Origin of the sequence: Dactylosporangium sp. NPDC049742 (assembly GCF_040674675.1) — a bacterium.
In the GTDB taxonomy this organism is placed as follows: Bacteria; Actinomycetota; Actinomycetes; order Mycobacteriales; family Micromonosporaceae; genus Dactylosporangium; species Dactylosporangium maewongense.
On record NZ_JBFANF010000027.1, the window covers coordinates 1 to 24,348 of the forward strand.

A 24,348-nucleotide genomic window follows, 5' to 3' on the forward strand; every position below is an offset into this window, starting at 1 on the left:
GAAAGCCCGGCGCCGCCTCCGGGCGCGAGGCTGACCAGGCCGATCGCGACAATCGCACAGCCCGCGCCGGCCAGAGCGAGACCACCCCCCGGACGAGGTCGAGGGCGGCGCCCTGCGCGCCCGGGTCGAGCGTGGTGACCACCGCCAGCCCGCCGGTGTGCAGCTGCTGCGCCGTGATGCCGCGCGCGGCCAGCTCCCGCTCGACCTGGTCGACGACGAGCCCGAGCTCGGCGGTGCCGCGCGTCGCGGGCAGCACCGCCGGGTAGGCCAGGGTGCCGGCGGCGCCCATCGCGGCCACGATCCACCGCCACCGGTCGAGGGCCTCGGCCGGGTTGACCGCCGGGTCGAAGTACGACGGGTCCTTGACGACGGCGGCGAGCACGGCACCCTGGGCGGCGTCGAGCCGGTCGGGCGGGACGCCGAAGTACGCGTGCGCGGCGGCCGCGATCCCGTACGCGCCGCGGCCGTAGTAGATGGTGTTCAGGTAGCGGGCGAGGATCTCGTCCTTCGGCACCGCCCGCTCCAGCTTGACGGCGAGCGCGAACTCCCGCGCCTTCCGCCCCGCCGTGACCTGCTGCGTCAGGTACGCGTTGCGCACGTACTGCTGGGTGATCGTCGACGCGCCCTGCCGGGCCCCGCCCGCGTCGGCTACGGCGGCCCGGAACACCCCGCGGACCGAGACGCCCCAGTGCTCGTGGAAGCCGCGGTCCTCGGCGGCGATCACGGCCCGGCGGACCGGCTCGGGGATCGCGGACAGCGGCACGTCGGTGTGGTCGGTGACGCCGACCCGCGCGAGCACCGTCCGGCCGTCGCGGTAGTACAGCACCGACGCCTGCGGCCGCAGCGGCGCCCCCGGCAGGTGCACCGACGCGATCCAGAGCTCGAGGGCGGCGTCGCCGGCGATGGTGACCAGGACGAGGAGCATGACTGCCCGGCAGGTGCCCCGTCGCCAGGCGCCTGGACGCCGCTTCGAGAGGTCCATGTCGCGGGCAACGCTAGCCTCCGCGGGCCGCCCCGCCGATCGGCCGAGCGAGCGACCACCGGCGGAGTAGCCCGAGCGGCCGACCCCGGTCGAGCGTGCGTCCCGGCCGCTCAGCCGAGCCGGACCTCGACCGCCACCGTTGTGGCGGCCGGGGTCGCCGGGGTGGTGCGGGCGTCGGGGAACAAACGGCCGAGCAGCCGCAGCATCGGGGTGTTGGCCGTGAGCACGTCCGCCTCGACGACACGGTAGTCGAGGGCCTCCGCGACGGTCACCAGGTGCCGCAGCAGCGTCCGGCCGACGCCGCGGCCCTGCGCCGCGTCGACGACCTCGACGGCGACCCCGGCCCGGTCCGGCCCGGTCGCGACGAGATGACCGAGCCCCTCGGCGACCCACCCGGCGGGCCCGATCCGCTCGGCGACGAGCGTGATCCTGCGCCGGCCGTCCACAGCGGACAGTGCGGCCCGGTTCGCCGGGGTCAGGCTGGTCATCGCCGTGTGGTACCGCAGATACCTGGACCGCACCGACAGGCCGTCGAAGACGTCCTGCAGCACGTCGACCTCCCCGCGGGCGAGGGGCCTGACCCGCAGGCGTCTGGCATCGGGGAGCGGAGTCACGTCGGGCATGCCCCCAGCATCGCGACCCGGACCGGTCCGGTGGATCCGTAGAACTACCGGCACCCGCCGGTAACCATGTGTCGGAAAGCCGCCCGCCCGCGATAGCATCCGCCGTGGACTCGGTGCTGGCGCGGGCCGTCGCGGCCCTGCACGTCGACGGTGACCTGCGCACCGCCCGGGCCCTCTTCGAGCAGGCGTGGCAGGAGTCCCCCGGCGACCCGGAGGCCGCCCTCGGCCTCGCCGGCCTGTGGGTCCACGAGCACCGCGACGCCGCCGCTGCCGCCGTCCTCGACCACCGCCTCACCCAGGCCCTGGCGCTGGCCCGGGCCGGCGCGCCGGAGCCGCTGCAGCTGCGGCTGGAGGCGCGGGTCGCCGCGGAGGCCGGCTACCGCGACGGCGACCCGGGCGCGGTCCTCGCCGTCGTGGACGCGGCGCGGGCGCTCGGCGACCCGGTCGCGCTCGCCGAGGCGCTCAGCCTCGCCCACCACTGCCTGCTCGCGCCGGGGCAGGCCGCGACCCGGCAGCGCCTTGCGCGGGAGCTGCTCGGCGTCGCCGCCGGCACGGGGCGCCGCGGCGACCTGCTCATGGGCATGCTGTGGCACACGGTCGACCTGTTCCTCGCCGGTGACCTGCTGGCCGAGCGGCGGCTGACCGCGCTCACCGACGCGCTCGGCGAGCGTGACCACCTCGCGGTCGGGTACGTCACCGCCGCCGTCCGGGTCATGCTCACCATCCGCGCCGGCCGGCTCGACCACGCCGAGTGGCTCGCCGCGGCCTGCGCCGACCGGGGGCGGGACGCCGGCGACGAGGACACCGAGGGCTGGCACGGCGGGCAGCTCATGGCGATCCGCTGGTTCCAGGGCAGGATCGCGGAGCTGCTGCCGATGTTCGGCGACCTCGCGCACGCCGCGACACTCAGCGCCATCGACCGGTCGCCCCTCGCCGGGCTCGCCGTCGCCGCGGCCGCCGCCGGTGACCGGGCCCGCGCCGCCGCCGTCCTCGCCCGGCTCCGCGGCGACGGCCTCGCGGCGCTGCCCCGCGGCAGCAGCTGGCTCGTCACCCTGTACGGCGTCGTCGAGGCCGCGAACCTGCTCGGCGACGCCGGTCTCGCCGCGGAGGCGGCCGCGCTGCTCGCCCCGCACGCCCGGCTGCCGATGACCGCGAGCCTCGCGATCGCCTGCTTCGGCGCCGCCGAGCACGCCCTCGGCGTCGCCGCGCTCACCACCGGCGACGCGGACGCCGCCGTCGCGCACTTCCGGGTCGCGCTGCGCGACAACCAGGCGCTCGGGCACCGCCCCGCCGCGCTGCACTCGCGCCGCCGGCTCGCGGAGGCGCTGCTGCGCCGCGACCTGCCCGGCGACGCCGACGACGCCCGCGAGCAGCTGGACACCGCCGCCGCGGAGGCCGCCGACCTCGACGTCGCGCCCGCCGGCGACGAGATCCTCGGCCGGGACGCCGAGCGCGCGCGGCTGCTGCAGCTCGCGTCGGAGGCCCGCGACGGGCACAGCCGCGGCGTCGTCGTGCGCGGCGCGCCCGGCATCGGCAAGACCACCCTCCTGGACGATCTCGCCGTCTCCGCGCACGGTTTCCATGTCGTACGGGCGGCCGGCGTCGAGTTCGAGGCGGACCTGCCGTTCGCGGCGCTCGCGGCGCTCACCCGCCCGCTGCTCGCCCTGCTGGACCAGCTGCCGCCCCCGCAGGCCGCCGCGCTGCGGGCGGCGTTCGGGCTCGCCGACGACGGCCGGCCCGCGGCCGCGGTGGTCGAGCGGTTCGCGGTCGGCGCCGCGACGCTGTCGCTGCTGGCCGCCGCCGCCGACGAACGGCCCCTGCTGTGCCTCGTCGACGACGCCCACTGGCTCGACCACTCCTCGGCGCAGGCGCTGCTGTTCGCGACCCGCCGGCTCCTCGCCGAGCGGGTCCTCATCGTGTACGCGACCCGGCCCGGCACCGGGTTCACCGCCCCGGGCACCGCCACCGTCGAGCTCGGCGGCCTGGACGGCGAGGCCGGTGCCGCGCTGCTGCGCCGCTGCGGGATCGGCTCCGCCGCCGTCGCCGAACGGATCCTCACCGCCACCGAAGGCAACCCCCTCGCGCTGCGCGAGCTCGCCGGCGCCCTGTCCGACGACCAGCGGGCCGGCCGCAGCCCGCTGACGGAGCCGCTGCCGGCGACGGACCGGATCGAGCGCGCGTTCACCGACCGGGTCGCCGCCCTCGCCGCCGGCGAGCAGGTCGCGCTGCTCGTCTGCGCGGCCGCCGGCACCGGCACCCCGGCACTGCTCGCGCGGGCCCTCGCCGGGCTCGGCCTGCGACCGTCGGCCCTGGACGCCGCGATCCGCGCCGGCCTGCTGGCCGAGACCGGCGACACGGTCCGCTTCCGCCACCCGCTGGTCCGCTCCGCCGTCTACCACCGGGCGCTGCCCGGCCAGCGCCGCGACGTCCACGCCGCGCTCGCCGGCGCGTGCGTCACCGCCGACGACGCCGACCGCCGCGCCTGGCACCTCTCGCTGTCCCTGGCCGGCCCCGACGACGCCGTCGCCGACGCCCTCGCCGAGACCGCGGGCCGGGCCCGCCGCCGCGGCGGCCTGGTCGCCGAGGCCACCGCGTTGGAGCGGGCCGCCGCCTTCACGGTCGACGCGGAGCCGCGCGGGGAGCGGCTCGCGAACGCCGCCCGCGCCTGGGTGAGCATCGGCGCCGTCGAGCACGCCGTCGCCCTCCTCGACGACGCGCTGCCCCTCGCCACCGGCGCCCACGGCCGCCTGGAGGTCCTGTCCGCCCGCGCCTACCTGGCCATGCTCCGCGGCGACGCCGAGGACGCCTTCGCCGCGATCGCCGCCGAGGTCGACCGCCTCGGCGCCGACCTCCCCCCGGACCTGGCGCTGCGGGCGGCGCGGACGCTGAGCCTCGCCATGAACGGGCCGAATCGCCGCCTCGACGTCGACGGGATGCTGCGGGTCTCCACCCGGGCCGCCGCCATCGCCGGCGACGTGGTGCCGCACCCGGACCTGCCGAAGATCTCGATCCGGCTGGCCCACTCCGGGGTCCTCGCCGCGCGGCCGGAGGAGGCGCTGCTCGCCCGCCGCTGCGTCGCCGCCTGCCTCCGCCACGCCGACGGCTCGGCGGCGGAGCTGGGGGAGGTGATCGGGTGGCTGGAGGACCACGGCACGGCGGCCCGGCTGTTCGACCACGACGTGGAAGGGGCGCGGCGGCTCGACGACGTGTCGCTGCTCGCGTACACGCTGCCGCTGCGGGCCAGGCTCAGGCTCCGGGCCGGGCGGGTCGCGGCCGCGTACGCCGACGCGCTCGAAGGCGTGGAGCTCGCCGAGACGATGGGCCTGCCGGTCAACACCGCCGAGGCGCTCACCGCCCTCGCCCAGGTCGAGGCCGTCGTCGGCCGGCACGACGACTGCGCCGGGCACGCGGCCGCCGCGCTCGCCCTCGCCCCCGGCCACCTGGCCGTGGAAGCCCACGCCAGGGCGGCGCTCGGCGTCGCCGCCCTCACCGCCGGCCGCCACGACGCCGCGGTCGCCGAGCTCGGCCGCGCCGACGACCTGCTGCGCGCCGGCGGGGTCGTGGAGCCCGCGTTCCTGCCGGTCGCCGCGGATCTCGCGGAGGCCCTGGTGAAGACCGGCCAGGCCCGCGCCGCGCACCTCGTCGCCGACCGGCTCGCCGCCGCGGCCGGGCTGCGGCGCCTGCCGGGGCTGACGGCGGTCGCGGCCAGGGTCGCGGCCCTCCTCGCCGACGACAGCGCCGCGTACGAGTCCGCCCTGACCGCCTTCGACACCACCGTCCCGCCACCGGGCGCCCCGCCGGGCGGCGTGCCGGGCGCCTCGCCGTTGTCCGGGCCGGGGTTCGCGCCGGGCGCCTCGCCGTTGTCCGGGCCGGGGTTCGCGCCGGGCGCCTCGCCGGGGTTCGCGGTGGGCGGGCTGTTGCCGGTGGAGCTGGGGCGCACGCACCTCGCCTACGGGCAGTGGCTGCGCCGGGCGCGCCGCCGCGGGCCGGCCCGGGAGCAGCTGACCCGGGCGCTGGAGCTGTTCGCCGCGGCGGGCGCGGACGCGTTCGCCGAGCTGGCCCGCGCCGAGCTGGCACCCTCCAGCACCCGCGCCGCCGCTTCCGGGCCGGCCGCGACGGCCGGCGCGCCCGCCGGGACCGAGCAGCTCACCCCGCACGAGTGGCGGATCGCGTACGCCGCGGCGGAAGGGCGGACCAGCCGGGAGATCGCCGACCGGATCGTGCTGTCGGTCCGCACCGTCGACTACCACCTCGGCAACGTGTACCGAAAACTCGGCATCCGCTCCCGCCGCGAACTGATCCAGCTCCTCGGCGGCGCCGCCGTCACCCCACCGCCCCGGTGAGGCCGCGACGCGCTGTTACGGTTTCGGGGTGCGGAGCGTGTGGAAGGTCGGGCTGCGGGACCTCCGCACGTTCCTGATCGGCCCCGACCCGCCGGTGCGGCCCCGCACCCGGCTCGGCAGGTCCCTGCCGACGATCGGGGTCGTCGTCGCGATCCTGTGCGGGCTCGCCAGCTACGAGTACCTGCGCGGCAACGGCCCGCACGTCGGCTCCCTGTTCCTCACCCTCGACGCCGCCCTCATCGTCGCCCCGATCGGGCTCGTCGCGACCCGGCCGCTGCTCGCGTGGCGGGTCGCGTGGCTCGTCGCCGTGTACACGTACCTGGCCGTCGACATCGACCAGGGCACCCCGTGGCCGTGGTCGCCGGTGCAGATGCTGTCCTACCCGGTGCTGCTCGCCGTCGTCGCGGTCCGGCACCGCCGCGGCGTCCTGATCTGGGTCGGGCTGTCCGCGACGCTGCTCGTGGTCGGGACCGTCAGGTCCCAGAACATCGCCGGGCTGCTGCTCGCCGTCACCGCGATCCTCGTCATCGGCGACCAGGTCCGCCGCCGCCGGGAGGTGCAGGCCGCGCTCGCCCAGGAGGAGGAGCGCACCGAGCTCGCCCAGGCCCGCCGCGCCGTCGCCGAGGAGCGCAACCGGATCGCCCGCGAGATGCACGACGTCGTCGCCCACCACATGTCGCTCATCGCCGTGCGCGCCGAGACCGCCGTGTACCGCATCGACGGCGTCCCACCGGCGGTCGCCGAGGAGCTCGCCGCGATCGCCGGCACGTCCCGCGAGGCGCTGGTCGAGATGCGCCGCCTGCTCGGCGTGCTGCGCAGCACCGAGACGCCGCTGGTGGAGCCGCAGCCCGTCCTCGACGACCTCACCCGGCTCGTCCGCGACGCCCGCGAGGCCGGCGTCGACGTCACGTTCGACCCGCTGCCGGGCGCGACGGTGCCGCCCGCGGTCGGGCTGGCCGCGTTCCGCATCGCCCAGGAGGCCCTCAGCAACGCCCGCCGCCACGCCGCCGGCGCGCCCGTCCACATCGCTCTCACCCTCGGCCCGTCGGCCCTGGACCTGTCCGTGCGGAACACCGCCGGCGACCCGTCCTCCGGCGCCCGTTCCGGTGCTCTTTCCAGCGCGGGCTCCAGTACGGGCTCCGGTGCGGGCTCCGGCGACGCGGGTGACTCCGGCGGGGAGCGGCACGGGCTGCTCGGCATGCGGGAACGGGCCACCGCGATCGGCGGCACGTTCGAGGCCGGCCCCGACGCCGCCGGCGGCTACACCGTCCACGCCACCCTTCCCCTGGAGGTCACGCCGTGATCCGGGTCATGATCGTCGACGACCAGGCGATGGTCCGGCAGGGGTTCGCCGCCCTGCTCGCCGCCCAGACCGACCTCGTCGTCGTCGGCGACGCCCCCGACGGCGCCCAGGCCGTCACGATGGCCCGCGAGCACGCGCCCGACGTCGTCCTCATGGACATCCGCATGCCCGTCCTCGACGGCATCGAGGCCACCCGCCGCATCCTCGCCACCGCTCCCGGCACGCACCGCCCGAAGGTGGTCATCCTCACCACGTTCGACCTCGACGACTACGTCTTCGAGGCGCTGCGCGCCGGCGCGTCCGGCTTCCTGCTGAAGGACGCCCCCGCGGCGGAGCTCGTCAACGCCGTCCGGGTCGTCGCCGCCGGCGACGGCCTGCTCGCCCCGTCCGTGACCCGGCGGCTCATCGAGCAGTTCGCGGCCCGCCCGAAGCACACCGGCCAGCAGCCCGGCCGGCTCGCCGCCCTCACCCCCCGCGAGACGGAGGTGCTGCGGCTCGTCGCCCGCGGCCGCTCCAACGCGGAGATCGCCGAGGACCTCGTCGTCGCCGAGCAGACCGTGAAGACCCACGTCAGCCGCGTCCTCACGAAGCTCGACCTCCGCGACCGCGCCCAGGCCGTCGTCTTCGCCTACGAGACCGGCCTCGTCAGCGCCGGGGCGTAGGGTCGTCCCCGTAGTACCGGGGTACTACCCCCGGCCGCCCGGCAGATGGTCCCCCAGAGTGACGATCCGGCCGCGGCCCCGCACCTACCTTCGGCTGCATGCTTCGCAGGTTGTTCGCGCTGCCGCTGATCGCGGTGCTCTGGTCGGTGCTCGGCCCCACGCAGGCCACGGTCCTGCCGGCCGTCGGCGTCCACAGCGCCCGCTACGCGAACGGCCTCGCCGTCGAGGTCGTCGGCGACCCCTCGACCGCCGCGACGGTCGTCGTCCTGGTCCCGGGCGTGGCCACCACCGCCGCCAACTTCGACCGCGGCCTCGGCGGCGTCCAGCGCCGCGCCCCCGCCTGGCAGGCCAGGCAGCTCGCCACCCGCGCCGCCGACCTGCAACAACCTCCGCCCACTGCTTCGTCTACCGCTTCGACCGCCTCCTCGCCCGCCGCTTCGCCTGCCGCGTCGCCCGCCGCTGGGTCGGTGTCGCCCACGCCTTCGTCCGCGGGTTCGTCTGCTGCTTCGATCGCTGCCGGGTCGGTGTCGCCTGGGCCCTCGTCCGTCGCGTCGCCCGCGGCTTCGTCCGCCGCTGGGTCGGTGTCGCCCACGCCTTCGTCCGCGGGTTCGTCTGCTGCTTCGATCGCCGCTGGGTCGGGGTCGCCTGGGCGCTCGGGCGCCACCTCTGGGGCGGCGGCGTCCGTGGGGCGGCGGGGCGGGGTCGCGGTGATCGCCTGGCTCGGGTACCACCCGCCGGGCGGGGTCCGGCTCGACGCGGTCCGGGAGGACGCCGCGGCGAGCGGGGCGGACGCGCTGCTGCGGTTCCTCCGGGACGTGGACGCGCCGCGGATCGTGCTCGTCGGGCACAGCTACGGCTCCACCGTCATCGGCCTGGCGGCGGCGCGCCTCGACGCGGGGACCGGCGGCAGGGTCACCGACATCGTGGCGCTCGGCAGCCCCGGCATGGGCGTCGACCGGGCCGCCGACCTGCGCACCACCGCCCGCGTCTGGGCCGGGACCGCGCCGGGCGACTGGACCCGCCGCCTGCCCGGGCTCCGCATCCTCGGCGCCGGGCACGGCACGCACCCGACGGACCCCGCGTTCGGGGCGACCCCGCTGCCCGTCGACGGCGTCACCGGTCATGACGGTTACTTCGTCCCCGGCACCTCCTCCCTGGACGCCCTCGCCGCCATCGCGAACGGAGACCTCGATGCCGCCCGCCACGCCTGACGCCCGCCCCTCACCGCGATCGCGGACAGAGACCTGGGTGCCGCCCGGCTCGCCTGGTGCCCAGCCTTCGCAGCGACCGCGGACGGAGAAGCGACCGCGGACGGAGACTTGGGTGCCTCCCGGCAACAACGACGCCCGGCTCTCACCGCGCTCCCGGACGGCGAACGGGGTGCCGCCCGGCAACCATGACGCCCGGCCATCACAGCGACCGCGGACGGAGAACTGGATGCTGCCGCTCGACACGCTCGTCAGCTGGTACCGGACCTACGCCGACGACCTCCGCGCCGCCCGCGACGCCCAGCGCGAGCTGCTCGCCCAGCGGCCGATGCGGCCGCGGCTCGACGACCTCGAGGCCGAGATCAGCTACCTGACGATCCGGGCGCTGCGCCCGCGGGCCGTGCTGGAGATCGGCTCCGCCCGCGGCTGGTCCACGACGTGGCTGCTGCGCGCGCTGGGGGACAACGGCGCCGGGGAGCTGCACACGTTCGACCTCACCGGCGACGCCACGGCGGCCGTGCCGCGGGAGCTCGCCGCGGACCGGTGGCGGTTCACCCGCGGCGACGTGCGCGACGGGCCGCTGCCCGACGACCCGGGCTTCGTCCTCGTCGACGCCGCGCACACGGCGCGGTTCGCCCGCTGGTACACCACGACGCTCTTCGAACGCCTCCGGCCGGGTGCCGCCGTCGCCGTCCACGACGTGTTCCACGGCCGGCGCCCGTGGCCGGTCAGCGAGGGCGCCGTCGTGCTCGGCTGGCTGCGGCGGCACGGCATCGGGCACCTGACGGCGTCGCCGGCCGCCGACCCGGACACCCACGACCGGCTCGTCGGGCTCAAGCACAAACTGCGGCTGGCCGCTCCCGTGCACGCGGCGGCGTCGGCGAACCCGATGCTCTTCGCCTACTTGTAGCCCTGTAAAGCCCGTTGCAGGCGGGGTTTCGCGTCCGCGGGCAGCCGGCCGCCGTCGGCGAGGGCCGCCCGCACCACCTGCCGGAACGTCTCGGAGAACTGCGCGTAATGCGCCGTCACCGGCCGGCTGTGCGCGGACCGGATCGCGTCCAGCAGCGTCGGCGCGTAGCGGTACAGCTTCACGACCGCCGCGTCCCGGTACACGATCTCCCGGGTCGCGGCGAACCCGCCCCGCTCGAACAGCAGCTGCTGGCTGCGCTCGCCGGTGAGGAACTCGATGAGCGCCCGCGCCGCCGCCGGCCGCCGGCTCTGGCCGGCCACGGTGGAGACCGCGGGGTCGGGCCGCACGACGTCCAGGCCCAGCCGGCCCGTCTCCGCCCACAGCTGCCGCCAGCTCAGGTCGCCGTCGAGCGCCGATGACAGGTCCGGCGGCGTGGCGAGGACGACGGGGGAGGAGCCGACGCCGCGCTGCTCCGCGACCGGCACCGTGACCCCGAAGCGAGCCGACGCGGCGACGGCGGCGGTCACGTCGAGGGTCGAGTCGGGCAGCCACACGTCGGCGCGCGGCCCGATGCGCTGCAGCGCGTCGTTGAGCCACCCGCTGGCGACCGCCGCCCGCGCCTCGGTGGGGCCCGCGCCGTAGACGTACAGGTCCGCGGTCGGGCAGCCGTGGTGGTGCTCGGCGGTGGCGGTCTCGTAGGCGTCGGCGAGGCGCAGCGCCGCCCCCAGCTGCTCGGCGGACGTCATGACCCGCACCGCGGCGGGCTGCGGGCACCCGTAGAGGCGGCGGTGCAGCGCCTCGTACAGGACGGGGATGACGAGCCCGGCGGCCACCGCGAGCACGCAGGCGACGACGCCGGCGACCACGGTCCGCAGCCTGGTGCGGGTCCACAGGAACGTCCACCCGAACCCGAACCACGTCAGCAGCCGCTCGAACAGCCCGGTGGCGAGGATGCTCGCGGCGCCGCCGATGAACGCCCCGGCGATCAGCATCACCCAGCGCCCGGTCGACTCGGGCGTGCCGGTCGACAGCTGCTGCAGCGAGATCCCGAGCCCGCCGGAGATGACCACGAGCACGGACACCAGCGGACGTGCCGCACGACGGTCGTCGTCCCCGTTGTCGGTCATGCGAGCGGCGCACCTCCCCGGAGGTCGACGCCAGTCTATCGCCTGAGGGCCACTTCAGCCGGTCAGACCGTGTTGGTACGCGTACCGCACCGCCTGCGCCCGGTCCCGCACCCCGGTCTTGGCGAACAGCCGGTTCACGTGCGACTTGACGGTCACCTCGGTCACGAACAGCCGCTTCGCGATCTCCCGGTTCGACAACCCGGCCGCGATCAGGCCGAGGACCTCCGCCTCGCGTGCCGTCAGCCCGTCCGGCAGCGGTTGCGGCGTCTGTACGACCGGCGCCGGCGGTTCCCTCGTCGCCGCGGGTCCGGTCGCGGGTCCGGTCGCGGCGGCGACGAGCTTCGCATGGACCACCGGGTCCAGGAACGACTGCCCGGCCGCCGCGGCCCGCACCGCCTGCGCGATCTGCGCCCGGCCGGCGTCCTTGGTCAGGTAGCCCAGCGCGCCGGCCCGCATCGCGCCGAGGATGTCGGCGTCGTCGGCGTACGTCGTCAGCACCACCACCCGCGTCCGTGGGTGCGCGGCCCGGATCCTGGCGGTCGCGGTGACCCCGTCGCAGCCCGGCATCCGCAGGTCCATCAGGACCACGTCGGGATCGTGCGCGGCGACCAGCTCGACGGCCCCGTCGCCGTCGCCGCTCGTACCGACGACCTCGACGTCGTCGAGCAGGCCGAGGAGCACCTCGAGGCCTTCCCGGACCACCGTCTGGTCGTCGGCCACCACCACCCTGATCATCCGGGGATCCTCGCATCGACGAGCCACCCGCCGCCGTCCGGCGCCGCGGTGACGGTGCCGCCGGCGAGCCCGATCCGCTCCCGGATCCCGGCGAGCCCGTGCCCGCCCTCCGGGGGTTTCCGGCCCTCGGTCGCGTCGCCGTCGTTGCGGACCGTGAGCCGCACCCCGTCCGGCTGGTAGTCGACGTGGACGGTGACGGCGCTGCCCGGCGCGTGCTTGCGGACGTTGGTCAGGGCCTCCTGCGCGGTGCGGAACAGCGCCAGGCCCGGCTCGGCGGCGAGGGGCCGCGGGGTGCCCGTCACGGTCACGTCCGCGGGTGCGTTCAGGTCGGCGCGGTACCCGTCGGCGAGCGCGCCGACGAGCTCGCCGAGCGGCACCGGGTCCCCGCGCAGCGCCCCGACGGCCCGGCGCGTCTCGGTGAGCCCGTCGCGGGCGAGCCGGCCGGCCCGCTCGACCAGCACGGCCGCGTCCGCCGTCCGGTCCTTCTCCAGCAGCGCCGCCGCCGTCTCCAGCTGCACCGACAGCGCCGACAGCGAGTGCGCGAGCACGTCGTGGATCTCCCGGGCCACCCTGGCGCGCTCGTCGAGGGCCGCGACCCGCTCCGCCTGGCGGGCCTGCTCCTCCCGCTGCCGCCGGACCACGCCGAGCAGCAGCACCAGCAGCAGCGACCCGGCCCAGACGAGCATCTCCCGCCAGCCCTCGCCCTGCGCCCACAGGATGAGCGTCAGCGTGCCGGCCGCGACGGCGGTGCCCGCCGCCACCTCCCTGAGCGGCAGCGCCGCCACGGCGACGGTGCCGGCGGCGATGAGGTACAGCGGCGCGAACCCCCGCGTGTCCAGCGCCGCCACCGCCAGCCCGGCCGCCGCGCACCCCCCGACACCGGCCGCCTGCCGGGTGCCGGTCAGGAACGTCATCGCGATCCATCCGGCGGCGGCGACCGCGCCGAACCCGAGGACGGCGATCCCCCGGCCGGTGAGGTCCGGCCGGGGGTTGGTGTGCACCAGGGCGGCGCTCATGAAGACGAGGAACGCCATGCTGCGCGCCTGACGCCAGCGGGCGACCGCGGTGTCGGTGACCGTGAACACCGTGCCAGTCTCCACCGCAGCGGCGCTCACCGGTGGATCAGGTCGCGGCGGCTGCTGCGGTACCAGTCGCCGAACGGGACGCCCGTGGCGATGCCGCGGCGGCCGATGACGGCCGCCTCACCGAGGAGGCTCAGGCCGAACATGAGCGGCAGCGCGGCGACGACGACGGCCGTGTCCGCGCCGAGCGCCGTCCCGGCCGCGCTCTCGGCGAAGCGGAGCCCGACGACCACGAGCCAGACGACGACCGTCCACGCCGTGTAGCGGTACCAGAGCCGCCCCTGCCTGACGAAGACCCTGACCGTCAGCCCCCGCACGATCCCGCCCGCGACGGCGAGCAGCGCGCCCGCCCCCAGGACGGCGCCGTCGAGGACCGGGTGCTGCCCGGACGTGTGTGCGACCTGGTAGCCGCCCAGGGCGATCAGCAGCACCGGCGGCAGCACGAGATGACGCACCTCGAACGGCTCGCCCGTGAACCGGCGGATCAGCACGTACAGGACGGCGGCGGCGATCAGCAGGATCGTGGTGAGATTCATGAGGATGACGCTAGGTTTCGGGCCGGGTGGAGCGCCGCCACCCACGGGTGGAGCCCGGGTGGAACCGTGCCGCAGGGAAAAGCCCGGGCCGGCGCGCGACCCGGGCTTCCTCCCTGGATGTTGCTGCTTGCGTCGTGCTGCGGTACTTAGTTGCTCAGGGTCACTGCGAGGTCGTCGAGGACGAACGACGTCTGCAGGGACGAGTCCTCAGAACCGCTGAACTTGATCACCACGGTCTGGCCGGCGAGCGCGTTCAGGCTGTACGTGCGCAGGACGTATCCGGACGCCTTGTTCAGGTTCGACAGGGTGCCCAGGGTGGTCGAGCCGGCCGTGATGGTCAGCTTGTCGTACGCGACGGTCGTGGTCGTCTCGGCCGAGTCGATGTGGATGTAGGCCGTCAGCGTGGCCTTGCACCCGGCCGGGATGGTCACCGACTGCTGGATCGCCTCGGTGTGCGTCGAGCCGTACCCGTCGAGCCAGGAGCTGTAGGTGCCGCCGTGCGCGGCCTGGCCCTGGCTGGCCCACTGGCCGATGGAGCCGGTGGTGCCGCTCCACGACGCCGCGCCGGACTCGAAGCCCGGGTTGAGCAGCTTCTGGCCGGAGCAGCTGCCGGTCGGCGGGTTGGAGGTCGGCGGGTTCGACGTGGTGGGCGGCGGGGTGGTGCCGCCGGTGCAGGTCGGGTCACCGGACTGCGCCGGGACGTTGACGGCCGTCCACGCGTTCTTGACCGCGTTGAACTCGGTGCAGCTGCCCGGGTACAGGTTCTTGGCCGCGGTCAGCGTCCAGGTGCGGTACTTCAGGTACGACGACGACGAGGTCTTCATCAGCATCGCGTTGTAGAAGATCTTCGTGGCCTTCTGGATGCCGATGCCGACGAGGCCGGTCGAGCCGTTGCACGTGGTGCTGGACGGCTGGCCGTTGGTCGGGTTGGTGCCCTCGGCGAGCAGGTAGAACCAGTGGTTGCCGGGGCCGGCGGCCGCGTGGACCTCCTGCGACGGCGTGCTGCTGGAGTAGCAGTTGTCGTCACCGGCGAGCGACGGGTTGTACATGTACCGGATCGGGCCGCTGCCGACCAGGTTGACCTCCTCGCCGACCTGGTAGTCGGCCGGGTCGTTCGCGTTGGCGGCGAACGCCTCGGTGGCCGCGCCGAACACGTCACCGACGAACTCCTGGGTGCCGTTGTTCGAGATGCCGCCCGGGGTCGTGTCGTCGATGCCGTGGCCGACCTCGTGGCCGACGACGTCCAGCGAGCTGATCCACTTGCCGGCGGTGTTCTTGCCGATCTGGATCTGCGTGCCGTCGTAGTACGCGTTCTGGTCGTTCAGGCCGACGCGGATCGGCCAGCCGCCGCCGCTGCCGTTGAAGCCGTTGCGGCCCAGCCACGACGACAGCATCCCGAGTTCCTTCTGCGCCGCGTACAGGGCGTCGACGCAACCGGTCTCCCGGTTGGTGCCGTCGCCGTTGCCCCAGACGTCGTCGGTGCCCGTGAAGGTCGCGTTGCCGGTGGCGTTCTGGCAGGCGATGGTCGGGTAGCTCGGGTCCTTCATGCTGTACGTGCTGCCGGACAACGACGTGTTGATGGTGACGTTGCCGACGATCCAGCCCGTGCCCGTGCCGTGCATGACCCGCTCACGCTTGCTGAGCACGGCGCCCGTGCTGGCGTCGACGTTCACGGTGAGACGGCTCGCGCCCTCCGCACCGGTGCCGTTGAGCGTCGTCTCGTACGCCAGCTTCGCCGCGCCGTCCAGCGTGTAGACGACGAGCTTGGTGCTCTCGACGGCGTTCACCGACGTGAGCAGCTTGCGCGCGGCCGCCTCGGCGTCCGCCGAGCTGATCTTCGCCGTCGTCGACAGGGCGCCGATCGACTGCGTCTGAGCGACCGACGTGTACCTGGTCGCGCCCGCCGCGTCCGTGACGACCACGAAGTCACCACCGACGACCGGCAGACCCTTGTACGTCCGCTCGTACGCGATGTACTTCGCGCTGCCGGACGCGGTCACCGACTTCTGCACGTACGCGTCGTCGCTGCTGGGCTGCAGCACGCTCGGACGGCTGGACACGAACGTCTCGGCCGACTTGGCCGCGACGGCGTTGGCTGCCTCGACGCCTGTGGGCGCCGACGGCAACGCGGGCGAGGCTTGCACGGCTGCGGCGGTGCCGGCTGTTACCAGCCCGACCGCGAGCACTCCGGCCGCTGTAGCGAACCGTGGGGACAGCTTCAAGGGTGCCTTCTTTCCGGGGCGGCGCACTGTGCCGGGGGTGCAACGTCGGGTGTGCGCCGGAACCAATCGAGACACGCAAGCGTCGAATCACAGGAGCAACGGCCGGCGTGCGCGCGCCGATCGGCCAACCGCGAGCTTCATCGACTCTTGGCGATTTCAGGACGATCACACAGCCGGAATCGCCGGGACAAGACTTGATGCCCTCTGCCCACCCTTGCCGCCACCCTGTACTTCAACCCCACCGCCGCCCTGAAACACCACCGAAACGGTTTAACTGAATTCACGCCTCCGTCGTTGAATAACTGCAGGTCATTAACTTTTAACTCATCGATGACCTTTACCGGTCTTGCTCGCTGAGCCCGGCCCCGTAAGGTGAACGACGATGACGCCGCCAGCCGCCTCCTTCTCATCGGACTCCCCGCTGCCGCGGCCCGCTCCCGGCGAGCCCTCGTCCCCCGCGGCCGCGGCTTCACTGGATTCGGGTGCTGCCGCGGCGGACTCGGCTGTCACTCCGGCGGGCCCGGCCGCTGCGCCGGTGGCTCAGTCCGACGATGCTCCGGCGGGCCCGACGCCCTTGGACGCGGTGACCGACTTGGTCAAGTCCGCGGGCATCACCGCCCGCCGCCTTCGCGAGGCCCTCGTTCACCTGGCGACGACCCCGGCCACCCTCGACGACCTGATCCGTGAGCACGCCCTGCCCCGCCGCACTGTCGAGCACCTCCTCCGCGCCGCCGGCCCCGACCTCCACACCTTTCGCAACGGCGCCCTCCGCTTACCCGCCACCTACCGCACCCGCTTCACCGCCCAATTTCAGCCACATTCGCCACTATCTCCGGATAAGTCGGTCAATCCGGCTGAATCGCCCAAGCCGGCCGATTCTGGTCTGCCGGTCATCTCATCCGGCCTGTCGGGCATCTCGGACGAGGCCTTGATCGCCGACATGACCCGCCTCATCGCCGAGGTCCCCACCGACCGCGCCCTCGACCACGTTTCCGCAACCGCCGAAACCGCAGCAAAACGGGCGCGCTGGCTGGACGAGACGTACGACCTGGCCGGCGCCCACCTCGTCTGCATCGGCGATCATGACCTGACCTCGCTCGCGGTCCTCGCGGTCAGGTCCGACGTGCGAGTCACGGTGATCGACGTCGACGAGCGCCTGCTGGAGTTCATCGCGGAGCGGGCGGCCGAGCGGGGTCACGCCGTCGAGTGCTGGCACGCGGACCTGCGGTTCGGGCTGCCCCCGGTCGTCGCCGAGTCCGCGGACCTCGTCTTCACCGACCCGCCGTACACGCCGGAGGGTGTGCAGCTGTTCCTCGGGCGCGGCGCGCAGGCGCTGCGGGACCGGGTCAACGGGCGGCTGGTCATGGCCTACGGCTTCAGCCCGCTCACGCCGGCGCTCGGGGTGAAGGTGCAGCGGGCCGTGCTCGACCTCGACCTCGCCGTCGAAGCGATCCTACCGGCGTTCAACCGGTACCACGGCGCGCAGGCCGTCGGGTCCGCGAGCGACCTCTACGTGTGCAGGCCGACGGCGCGGACCTGGCAGGTGCTGGAGAAGCGGCTGAGCGGGGCGGCCGTCAACATGTACACCCACGGTGAGCACTCGCTGGAGGGCGAGGTGGTCGGGCGCGGGCCTGCGGAGCTGCTGGCGGGGCCGGTGCAGTCGGTGCCGGGACAGGTCGACCTCACAGGCGATCCAGGCCCATGGCTCCTGCGGGTGCTGCTGGCGCTCAATGCTTCTTCCCTGAGCTTACAGGTCCCCAACAAATCCCCCGACCTCATCGATGCGAAGAGTCAGGCCTCGCTACGCGCAGTCGTCGCCGCAAAGTACACGCTGCGATACCGCCGTAGCACGCCGTCTCCGCGGCTCGCGATCGTCGAGGCGGCAGCGGTGCGTGACGGGTCGCGGACCGCGGTGGGATGGTTGCTCGGGCACGCGCACGGAAAGCTGGGCAATGTGCTTCGGGAGGGGCTCGTCCGCGAGCACGGCCTGACGAAGAACGAAGCCAGGGCGAAGGTCGCCGAGCTCGTCCCGCCGGCGTGGCTCGAGGCCCGGCTGCTCGACCTGCCCCGCTACGCGATCGCGGACCTCGTCCAAGCCCTCACCCCCGAATCGCCGGACGACCCCGAGCCTACGACGCGACCCGGCCGGCCCTGACCGGCCCCGGCCGACCCTGACCGGCGCGCGACCCAGGACCGGGTCAGTCGGGCAGCAGACCGTCGGCCGTCGCGGCCCAGAGCTGGACCAGGTCGGAGCCGGGGGAGCGCAGCCACTGCAGCTGTACCCCGTCCATGAGCGCGATGATCCGCCGAGCCGTCGTCTCCGGCGGGACGGTGGTGCCGGCGGTCTTCACCAGGGCCGTGATCTCGTTCAGGATGCGCTGCTGCCGCTCGACGAAGTAGTCGTGCGCGGGGTGATCGGGGGTGAGCGACTCCGCCTGCAGCACCGCGAACAGCCGCACGATCTCCGGCTGCGAAGCGTTGCGCCGCACCACGGCCGCGCACACCTCCCGCAACGTCGCCCCCGGAGCACCGATGAGACCGGCAGCGCACGCGGAATCCGCAGCACCGGCGGAACCCGAAGGGCCGGCGAGCAGCGAGTCCAGGGCCCGGGCGTCCTCGGCGTCGCGGTGTTCGAGGATCGCGATGAGCAGGCCGTCCTTCGATCCGACGTGGTGCAGCAGGCCAGGCACGGTCAGACCGCAGGCGGTCGCGACGTCCTGCATCGACAGACCCCAGAAGCCGCGCTCCGCCACGAGCCGCGTGGCGGCGGTGATGATCTGCCGGCGTCGCTCGGCCGCGGGCAGGCGGGTCCTGTCGTGCCGTGCCATCCCAGTCGTTCCCTCTTGTCGCATCGAGGCCCGTAGCGCTACCTTACCGGGTACCTATTACTTTACAAGTACTCAGTAGCGCGAGACGTGGGAGACGAGACGCCATGGACCTCGAGGAGAAGGCCGCCGTCACCAGCGGCAGCAGCTTCTGGCGCAGCACCGCCGTCACCGGCGTGCCCGACATCATGCTGACCGACGGCCCGCACGGCGTCCGGAAGGCCACGCCGGGAGGCGGCATCCTCGACAGCGAGCCGGCCACGTGTTTCCCGCCCGCCGTCGCGCTCGGCTCGACCTGGGACCCGCAGCTGGCCAGAAGGGTCGGCGAGGCCCTCGGCGACGAGGCCCGCGCGATGGACGTCCAGGTCCTGCTCGGCCCGGGCATCAACCTGAAGCGCAGCCCGCTCGGCGGCCGCAACTTCGAGTACTTCGCCGAGGACCCGCTGCTCACCGGCATCCTCGCCACCGAGTGGGTCAAGGGCCTGCAGAGCCGCGGCGTCGGCGCCTCGCTGAAGCACTTCGCGGTCAACAGCCAGGAGACCGACCGGATGCGCGTCTCCGCCGACGTCGACGAGCGCACGCTGCGCGAGATCTACCTGCGCGCGTTCCAGCGTGTCGTCACGCAGGCCAAGCCGTGGACCGTCATGTGCTCGTACAACCGCATCAACGGTGTCCTCGCCTCCCAGCACCACTGGCTGCTCACCGAGGTGCTGCGCGGCGAGTGGGGCTACGAAGGGCTCGTCGTGTCCGACTGGGGCGCCGTCGCCGACCGGGTCGAGGCGGTCCGCGCGGGGCTCGACCTCACCATGCCCGGCCCCGACCCCGACGGCGACCGCCGGCTCGTCGAGGCGGTCCGCAGTGGACACCTGCCCGAGTCGACGCTGGACACCGCCGTGTCGCGGGTTTCCTCGTTGGTACAGGCAGCGCTCGCCTCCCGTACCGACGCGGCCTACGACAAGGACGAGCACCATGCGCTCGCCCGTGAGGTGGCGGGTCGGGGCATCGTCCTGCTCAAGAACGACGGCGGCGTGCTGCCGCTCGGGCGGCACGACGGCACGATCGCGGTGCTGGGCGAGTTCGCGCGGACGCCCCGCTTCCAGGGCGGCGGCAGCTCGCAGATCAACCCGACCCGGCTCGACAACGCCCTCGACGAGATCACCGCCCTGGCCGAGGGTCCCGTCACGTTCGCGTCCGGCTACGACGACGTCGACGCCGCGGCCGCCCTGGCCCGGGACGCGGCCGTCGCGGTCGTCTTCGCCGGCACCGACCGCGAGACCGAGGGCGCCGACCGCGAGTCGATCGACCTGCCGGCCGCGCACGTCGAGCTCATCGAACGGGTCGCCGCCGCCAACCCGCGCACCGTCGTCGTGCTCTCCAACGGCGCCGTCCTGCGCACCGGCCCGTGGGACGCGGCGGTGCCCGCGATCGTCGAGGGCTGGCTGCTCGGCCAGGCCGGCGGCGGCGCGATCGCCGACGTGCTGTTCGGCCGGGTCAACCCGTCGGGCCGGCTCACCGAGACGATCCCGCTGCACCTCGCCGACCACCCGTCCTACCTGGACTTCCCCGGTGAGGCCGGGCACGTCCGCTACGGCGAGGGCGTCCACATCGGGTACCGCGGCTTCGACGCCCGGGGCCAGCAGGTCGCGTACCCGTTCGGCCACGGCCTGTCCTACACCACGTTCGAGTACGGCCCGGCGACCGTCACCGCCACCGACGGCGGGCTGAGCGTGCGGCTCAGCGTCACGAACACCGGCGACCGCGACGGCCGCGAGGTCGTGCAGGCGTACGTCGCCCTCGCCGGCTCACGGGTCCGCCGCGCCCCGAGGGAGCTCAAGGCGTTCGCGAGCGTGGCGATCGCCGCCGGCGAGACCGTCGAGGTGGAGCTGCCGATCGCCCGCGACGACCTCGCCTACTGGGACACCCGGCTGTCCCGCTGGGTGGTCGAGGGCGGCACGTACCAGGTGGAGATCGGCGCCTCGTCGCGCGACCTGCGCGTCACCGCCACGGCCACCGTCACCGGCGACGACGCCCGGGTGCCGCTGACCGGCGAGTCGACGATCGCGGAGTGGCTCAGCGACCCGCGGGGCGCCCAGGCGCTCGGCGAGGTGTTCGCGGCCCTGGCCGGCAGCGGCGAGGCGGGCGTGATGGCGCACACCGCCGCCGACCCGGAGATGCTGACGCTGATGGGGAGCCTGCCGCTGGCGCGCCTGTCCGTGTTCGCCGGTGAGGCGTTCAGCCCCGCGGCCATCGAGAAGCTGTCCGCGGCGGTCAACTGAACCGTTTGACGAACCCCCGCTGCCACGGCGTCTCGACGGCGTGACGGGAGTAGTGCCGGCGGACGTACGCGACAGCCTCGCCCGCCGGCACGCCGTCCAGCACCGCCAGACACGCGAGGGCGGTCCCGGTCCTGCCGCGGCCGCCCCCGCAGCCGAACTCGACCCGGCCCGTCCGCGCCTCCAGCAGCGCCGCGTCGAGGGCGGCCCGCAGCTCGTCCCGGTCCTTCGGCAGGCCGAAGTCGGGCCAGCGCACCCAGCGGGCCGGCCAGCTCGTCGGCGCCGGCTCGCGGCCGAGCGCGTACACGCCGAGCGTCGGCACCGGCCCGTCGGGGACCGGCTTGGACAGCGGCCGCCCCCGGACGGTCAACCCCGACGGCAGCCGCAGCAACCCCGGCGTGTCCGCCGGCCACAACTCGCCCACGTCCCCCCTCTACCTGCGCTGATTCCTAGACGCGCGGACGGAAGCTGGCGAACACCAGGTCGAGATCCGGCCGGGCCGCGGCCCAGTCGGCGTCGGCGGTCTGCCAGTAGAACCCGTACGCCTGCGTCGGCGACGTCACCACACCACGGTTGTTGACATGCTGGCGCGCGCCCCGCACGAATGTGAACTCCCAGTCCGCCGCCGTCACGAAGTACGGCACCGGCTGGATGTGGACCTCAACGTACCCGGGGAAGTCGCCGGCCGCACGCCGCGAGTCCCGCTGCGCCTGCCAGTCCCGCACCGGGTCCGACTTCGGCTTGTCGGTCTGGTCGATGCCCAGCACCCGCCCGTTCCCGCGGAAGTACACGATCGAGCCGTCCTTGCTCTGCCGCCAGCCCGCCGGCACGTACACCGAGAACCCCGACGGATCGTGATAGTCGATCCACCCGGCGGGCAACGGCGGCAACTGCCCCGTCGCGTTCCCGCCACCGGGAGGCGAGGCGGGCACGGTCGCCGACGGCGTACCCCCCGCGGCCTCACTCGACGGCGCCACACTCGGCGACCCGGCCGGCGCGCTCGTCCCCCCGCCCGTCGCCGTCGCCGTCGCACCCTCCGAACTCGCCGACGCCGCGGTCCGGTTGCTGTCATCCCCACCCGACCGCAGCACCAGCCACGCCGCCAGCACGACGATCACGAGCGCACCTGCCATCGCCGCAAGGACCTTGGCCCGCGGTTTCGCGTTTGTACTGGCAGCGCCCCCAACTGACGGCACAACCGGTTCTTGCCTGCTGGTCGCCTTGGACGTGACAGCCGGCGCGCTCTTCCCGCCGCCCGCCGACCCGGCCTCGCGTCCGTCCGCCTTGGCAGGCAGCCCCTGGACCTCCGGCTCGGCACGCAGTCGCGCGGTCTCCTGCTCCGCGCGAACCCGCTCGGTCTCCTGCTCCGCGCGAACCCGCTCGGTCGCCGGCTCCGCGGGGACTCGCTCGGTCGCCGGCTCCGCGACGACCTCCGGCTCCGTCTCGACGCGCGCCGCCTCGGGCTCCGCCACGACGTGCGCTGCCCCGGGCTCTGCCTCGACGTGCGCTGCCCCGGGCTCCGTCTCAACGTGCGCTGCCTCGGGCTCCGCCACGACGTACGTCGCCTCGGGCTCCTCGTCGGCGCGGCCGGTCTCGGGCTCCGCCACGGCCGCGAACGCAGCCTCCGACTCGGCGCGCAGTGCAGCCGCACTCCCGGACTCCGACGACGACCCGGCGCGCAGTCCGGCCGTGTTCTCCGGTTCCGGCTGCGACTCGGCTTCCGCCTCTGTCGCGGGGTCGACCTCAGCCTGCACGACCGCAGGCTCCGGCTGGACTTCAGCTTCCGCCGCCGCAACCTCCGGCGCGGGCTCAAGGTCGGTCTCGTCTTCACCCCCGGTGACCAGTCCGGCCGCGCTCACCGGCTCCGGCAGCTGCTCACTCTCCGGCTCGGTCGCGGACTCGAGCGCCGCCTCCGACGCCTGCACCGGCTCAGGCTCCGCCCCGGTCGCGTGGCCGGCGTCCGGCTCGGCGTCAGACTCACCCGCAGGCGCAAGCACAGCCTCCGGTTCGACCTCAGACTCGTCGGCGGGCGCAAGCACAGCCTCCGGTTCGACCTCAGACTCGTCGGCGGGCGCAAGCACAGCCTCGGGTTCGACCTCAGACTCGTCGGCAGGCGCGAGCTCAGTCTCCGGCTCGGCCTCAGACTCGCCGGCAGGCGCGAGCACAGCCTCGGCCTCGGCGTGCGGCTCGGGCTCCGGGTCCAGTGCGGCCTCGGGCTCAGCGTCCGTCGCCGGCTCGTCGGCGGGCTCCGTCCGGAGGTCGCCGCCGGACGCCCCGGAACCGTCCGCCGCGGTTTCCTGTCGCGGGGCGGGCTCGGAGGCCGCCGGCTCGTTCAGCACGGGGGCGGGGTCGGCGGGCGCTGGCGGTACCGACGCGAACTCCGCCGCTGGAGCGGGTGCCGGCACCGGGATCGGCGGCTGCACCACCGTCGGCGGGTCGGGCCGGGTGCGGGGCTGCACGACCGTCGGCGGCTCCGGGGCGGGGCGCTGTGCGGGGACCGGAGGGGCCGGACGCGCCGGCGTGGCGGGTGCCGCGGCCGGAGCGGGCGTCGAACGCCCCCAGCCGCCCAGCCAGGACCGGCGGCGGCGTTCGGTGGGCGCGGTGAGGACGGCCTGGAGGCGTTCCTCGGTCTCGGCGAACCCGGCCCGTGCCCGCGGGTCCTTGCGCAGCAGCCCACGCAGCGCCGGCGCGAGCGCCCCGGCCCGCTGCGGCGGGTCGAGCTCGTCCGACGCCAGCGCCATCAGCGTCTCCATGGCGGACCCGCGCCCGTACGGCGAACGCCCCTCCACCGCCGCGTACAGCGTCGCCCCCAGCGACCACAGGTCACCCGCGGCACCCGCTGTGCCGTCCCGGGCGCGCTCGGGGGCGATGTACTCCGGCGAACCGAGCACCAGCCCGGTGCGCGTGACGTGGCCGTCGCCCTCGATCCGCGCGATGCCGAAGTCGGTGAGCACGACCCGGCCGTCGTCGCCGAGCAGGACGTTGCCCGGCTTGATGTCCCGGTGGTGGACGCCGACGCGGTGCGCCGCCTGCAGCGCGGCGAGCACGGCGAGGCCGATCTCGGCGACCCGCCGCGGCGGGAGCGGCCCGTCGGCACGCAGCGTCTGGTCGAGCGACCGCGACGGCACGTACTCCATGACGAGCCACGGCTGCCCGTCGAACGCGAGCACGTCGTACACGCGGACGACGTTCGGATGGGTGAGCCTGGCGGCCGCCCGCGCCTCCCGCAACGTCCGCTCCATCGCGACGTCCCGCGCGTTGTCGAGCAGCTCCGGCGGCAGGATGATCTGCTTCACGGCGACGTCCCGCCCGAGCGTCTCATCGCGGGCCCGCCACACCCTGCCCATCCCGCCCGCCCCAAGTGGTTCAAAAAGGCGATATCGGTCGGCGACGAAGGCGGGCGCGGCGGTCATGCACAAAGGTGTACCCGATCGCTCACCCAAGCACGCAATCGGCACACCGCACCGCACCCGGACCGTCGTGAGGATCACGGCTGCCACCCGCGTGCAACCTGCCG

17 protein-coding genes are annotated in these 24,348 nt (G+C 74.8%); 7 read left to right on the forward strand and 10 right to left on the reverse strand.

Annotated features, from left to right (window positions below; translation table 11 throughout):
* Both AB0J72_RS29350 and AB0J72_RS29355 read right to left on the reverse strand, forming a co-directional pair.
* Nucleotides 1–925, reverse strand: a 925-nt coding sequence (locus AB0J72_RS29350) for a biosynthetic peptidoglycan transglycosylase (protein WP_363404103.1), incomplete at its 3' end; no start/stop codon positions are given.
* A gap of 167 nt (nt 926–1,092) precedes the next feature.
* A complete protein-coding gene (locus AB0J72_RS29355; RefSeq protein ID WP_344504653.1) occupies nt 1,093–1,605 on the reverse strand; it encodes a GNAT family N-acetyltransferase in 513 nt (170 codons plus the stop codon).
* A gap of 104 nt (nt 1,606–1,709) precedes the next feature.
* Here AB0J72_RS29355 and AB0J72_RS29360 point away from each other — a divergent pair, with 104 nt between their 5' ends.
* The 5 genes from AB0J72_RS29360 (at nt 1,710) to AB0J72_RS29380 (ending at nt 10,031) form a co-directional block, all read left to right on the forward strand.
* Nucleotides 1,710–5,948 (forward strand): AAA family ATPase, encoded by a 4,239-nt coding sequence (locus tag AB0J72_RS29360; RefSeq protein WP_363404106.1) that lies wholly within the window; start codon nt 1,710–1,712, stop codon nt 5,946–5,948.
* A 28-nt stretch (nt 5,949–5,976) separates the two neighbouring features.
* Nucleotides 5,977–7,251 carry a histidine kinase gene (locus AB0J72_RS29365; protein ID WP_363404108.1) on the forward strand — a complete coding sequence of 425 codons (1,275 nt, stop codon included), beginning with the start codon at nt 5,977–5,979 and terminating at the stop codon, nt 7,249–7,251.
* Nucleotides 7,248–7,913 carry a response regulator transcription factor gene (locus AB0J72_RS29370; RefSeq protein WP_363404110.1) on the forward strand — a complete coding sequence of 222 codons (666 nt, stop codon included), beginning with the start codon at nt 7,248–7,250 and terminating at the stop codon, nt 7,911–7,913. Before AB0J72_RS29365 ends, AB0J72_RS29370 begins: the two co-directional genes overlap by 4 nt.
* A 98-nt stretch (nt 7,914–8,011) precedes the next feature.
* Nucleotides 8,012–9,124, forward strand: coding sequence for an alpha/beta hydrolase (locus AB0J72_RS29375; protein WP_363404112.1), 1,113 nt, complete (start codon nt 8,012–8,014; stop codon nt 9,122–9,124).
* A 226-nt stretch (nt 9,125–9,350) separates the two neighbouring features.
* Complete coding sequence (locus AB0J72_RS29380) at nt 9,351–10,031, forward strand: class I SAM-dependent methyltransferase (protein WP_363404114.1); 681 nt, start codon at nt 9,351–9,353, stop codon at nt 10,029–10,031.
* Here the strand turns inward: AB0J72_RS29380 and AB0J72_RS29385 are convergent.
* The 5 genes from AB0J72_RS29385 to AB0J72_RS29405 all read right to left on the reverse strand — a co-directional run bounded on the left by AB0J72_RS29385 (nt 10,022) and on the right by AB0J72_RS29405 (nt 15,733).
* Nucleotides 10,022–11,158, reverse strand: a complete 1,137-nt coding sequence (locus AB0J72_RS29385; RefSeq protein ID WP_363404116.1) for a hypothetical protein — start codon at nt 11,156–11,158, stop codon at nt 10,022–10,024. The two genes, AB0J72_RS29380 and AB0J72_RS29385, sit on opposite strands and share 10 nt — an antisense overlap.
* Before the next feature lie 54 nt (nt 11,159–11,212).
* Nucleotides 11,213–11,893, reverse strand: coding sequence for a response regulator transcription factor (locus AB0J72_RS29390; RefSeq protein WP_363404118.1), 681 nt, complete (start codon nt 11,891–11,893; stop codon nt 11,213–11,215).
* Nucleotides 11,890–13,008, reverse strand: a complete 1,119-nt coding sequence (locus tag AB0J72_RS29395) for a sensor histidine kinase (protein WP_363404120.1) — start codon at nt 13,006–13,008, stop codon at nt 11,890–11,892. The genes AB0J72_RS29390 and AB0J72_RS29395 overlap by 4 nt, the downstream gene beginning before the upstream one ends.
* A complete protein-coding gene (locus AB0J72_RS29400) occupies nt 13,005–13,511 on the reverse strand; it encodes a hypothetical protein (RefSeq protein ID WP_363404122.1) in 507 nt (168 codons plus the stop codon). The genes AB0J72_RS29395 and AB0J72_RS29400 overlap by 4 nt, the downstream gene beginning before the upstream one ends.
* Nucleotides 13,512–13,657: 146 nt before the next feature.
* Nucleotides 13,658–15,733, reverse strand: coding sequence for a M4 family metallopeptidase (locus AB0J72_RS29405; RefSeq protein WP_363404124.1), 2,076 nt, complete (start codon nt 15,731–15,733; stop codon nt 13,658–13,660).
* 583 nt (nt 15,734–16,316) lie between these two features.
* On the opposite strand from AB0J72_RS29405, the gene AB0J72_RS29410 reads away from it, so the two are divergent.
* Nucleotides 16,317–17,888, forward strand: coding sequence for a bis-aminopropyl spermidine synthase family protein (locus AB0J72_RS29410; protein WP_363404126.1), 1,572 nt, complete (start codon nt 16,317–16,319; stop codon nt 17,886–17,888).
* Nucleotides 17,889–17,931: 43 nt separating this feature from the next.
* Here AB0J72_RS29410 and AB0J72_RS29415 read toward each other — a convergent pair whose 3' ends face one another.
* Nucleotides 17,932–18,561: a helix-turn-helix domain-containing protein gene (locus AB0J72_RS29415; RefSeq protein WP_363404128.1), complete on the reverse strand. Its 630-nt coding sequence runs from the start codon at nt 18,559–18,561 to the stop codon at nt 17,932–17,934.
* A gap of 104 nt (nt 18,562–18,665) precedes the next feature.
* Here AB0J72_RS29415 and AB0J72_RS29420 point away from each other — a divergent pair, with 104 nt between their 5' ends.
* A complete protein-coding gene (locus tag AB0J72_RS29420) occupies nt 18,666–20,834 on the forward strand; it encodes a glycoside hydrolase family 3 C-terminal domain-containing protein (protein WP_363404130.1) in 2,169 nt (722 codons plus the stop codon).
* Here the strand turns inward: AB0J72_RS29420 and AB0J72_RS29425 are convergent.
* The gene (locus AB0J72_RS29425; protein WP_363404132.1) at nt 20,827–21,255 is read right to left on the reverse strand and encodes a protein phosphatase; all 429 of its coding nucleotides are present in this window, start codon (nt 21,253–21,255) and stop codon (nt 20,827–20,829) included. The genes AB0J72_RS29420 and AB0J72_RS29425 overlap by 8 nt on opposite strands.
* A gap of 25 nt (nt 21,256–21,280) precedes the next feature.
* Complete coding sequence (locus tag AB0J72_RS29430; RefSeq protein WP_363404134.1) at nt 21,281–24,244, reverse strand: protein kinase; 2,964 nt, start codon at nt 24,242–24,244, stop codon at nt 21,281–21,283.
* Between the last annotated feature and the right edge of the window lie 104 nt (nt 24,245–24,348).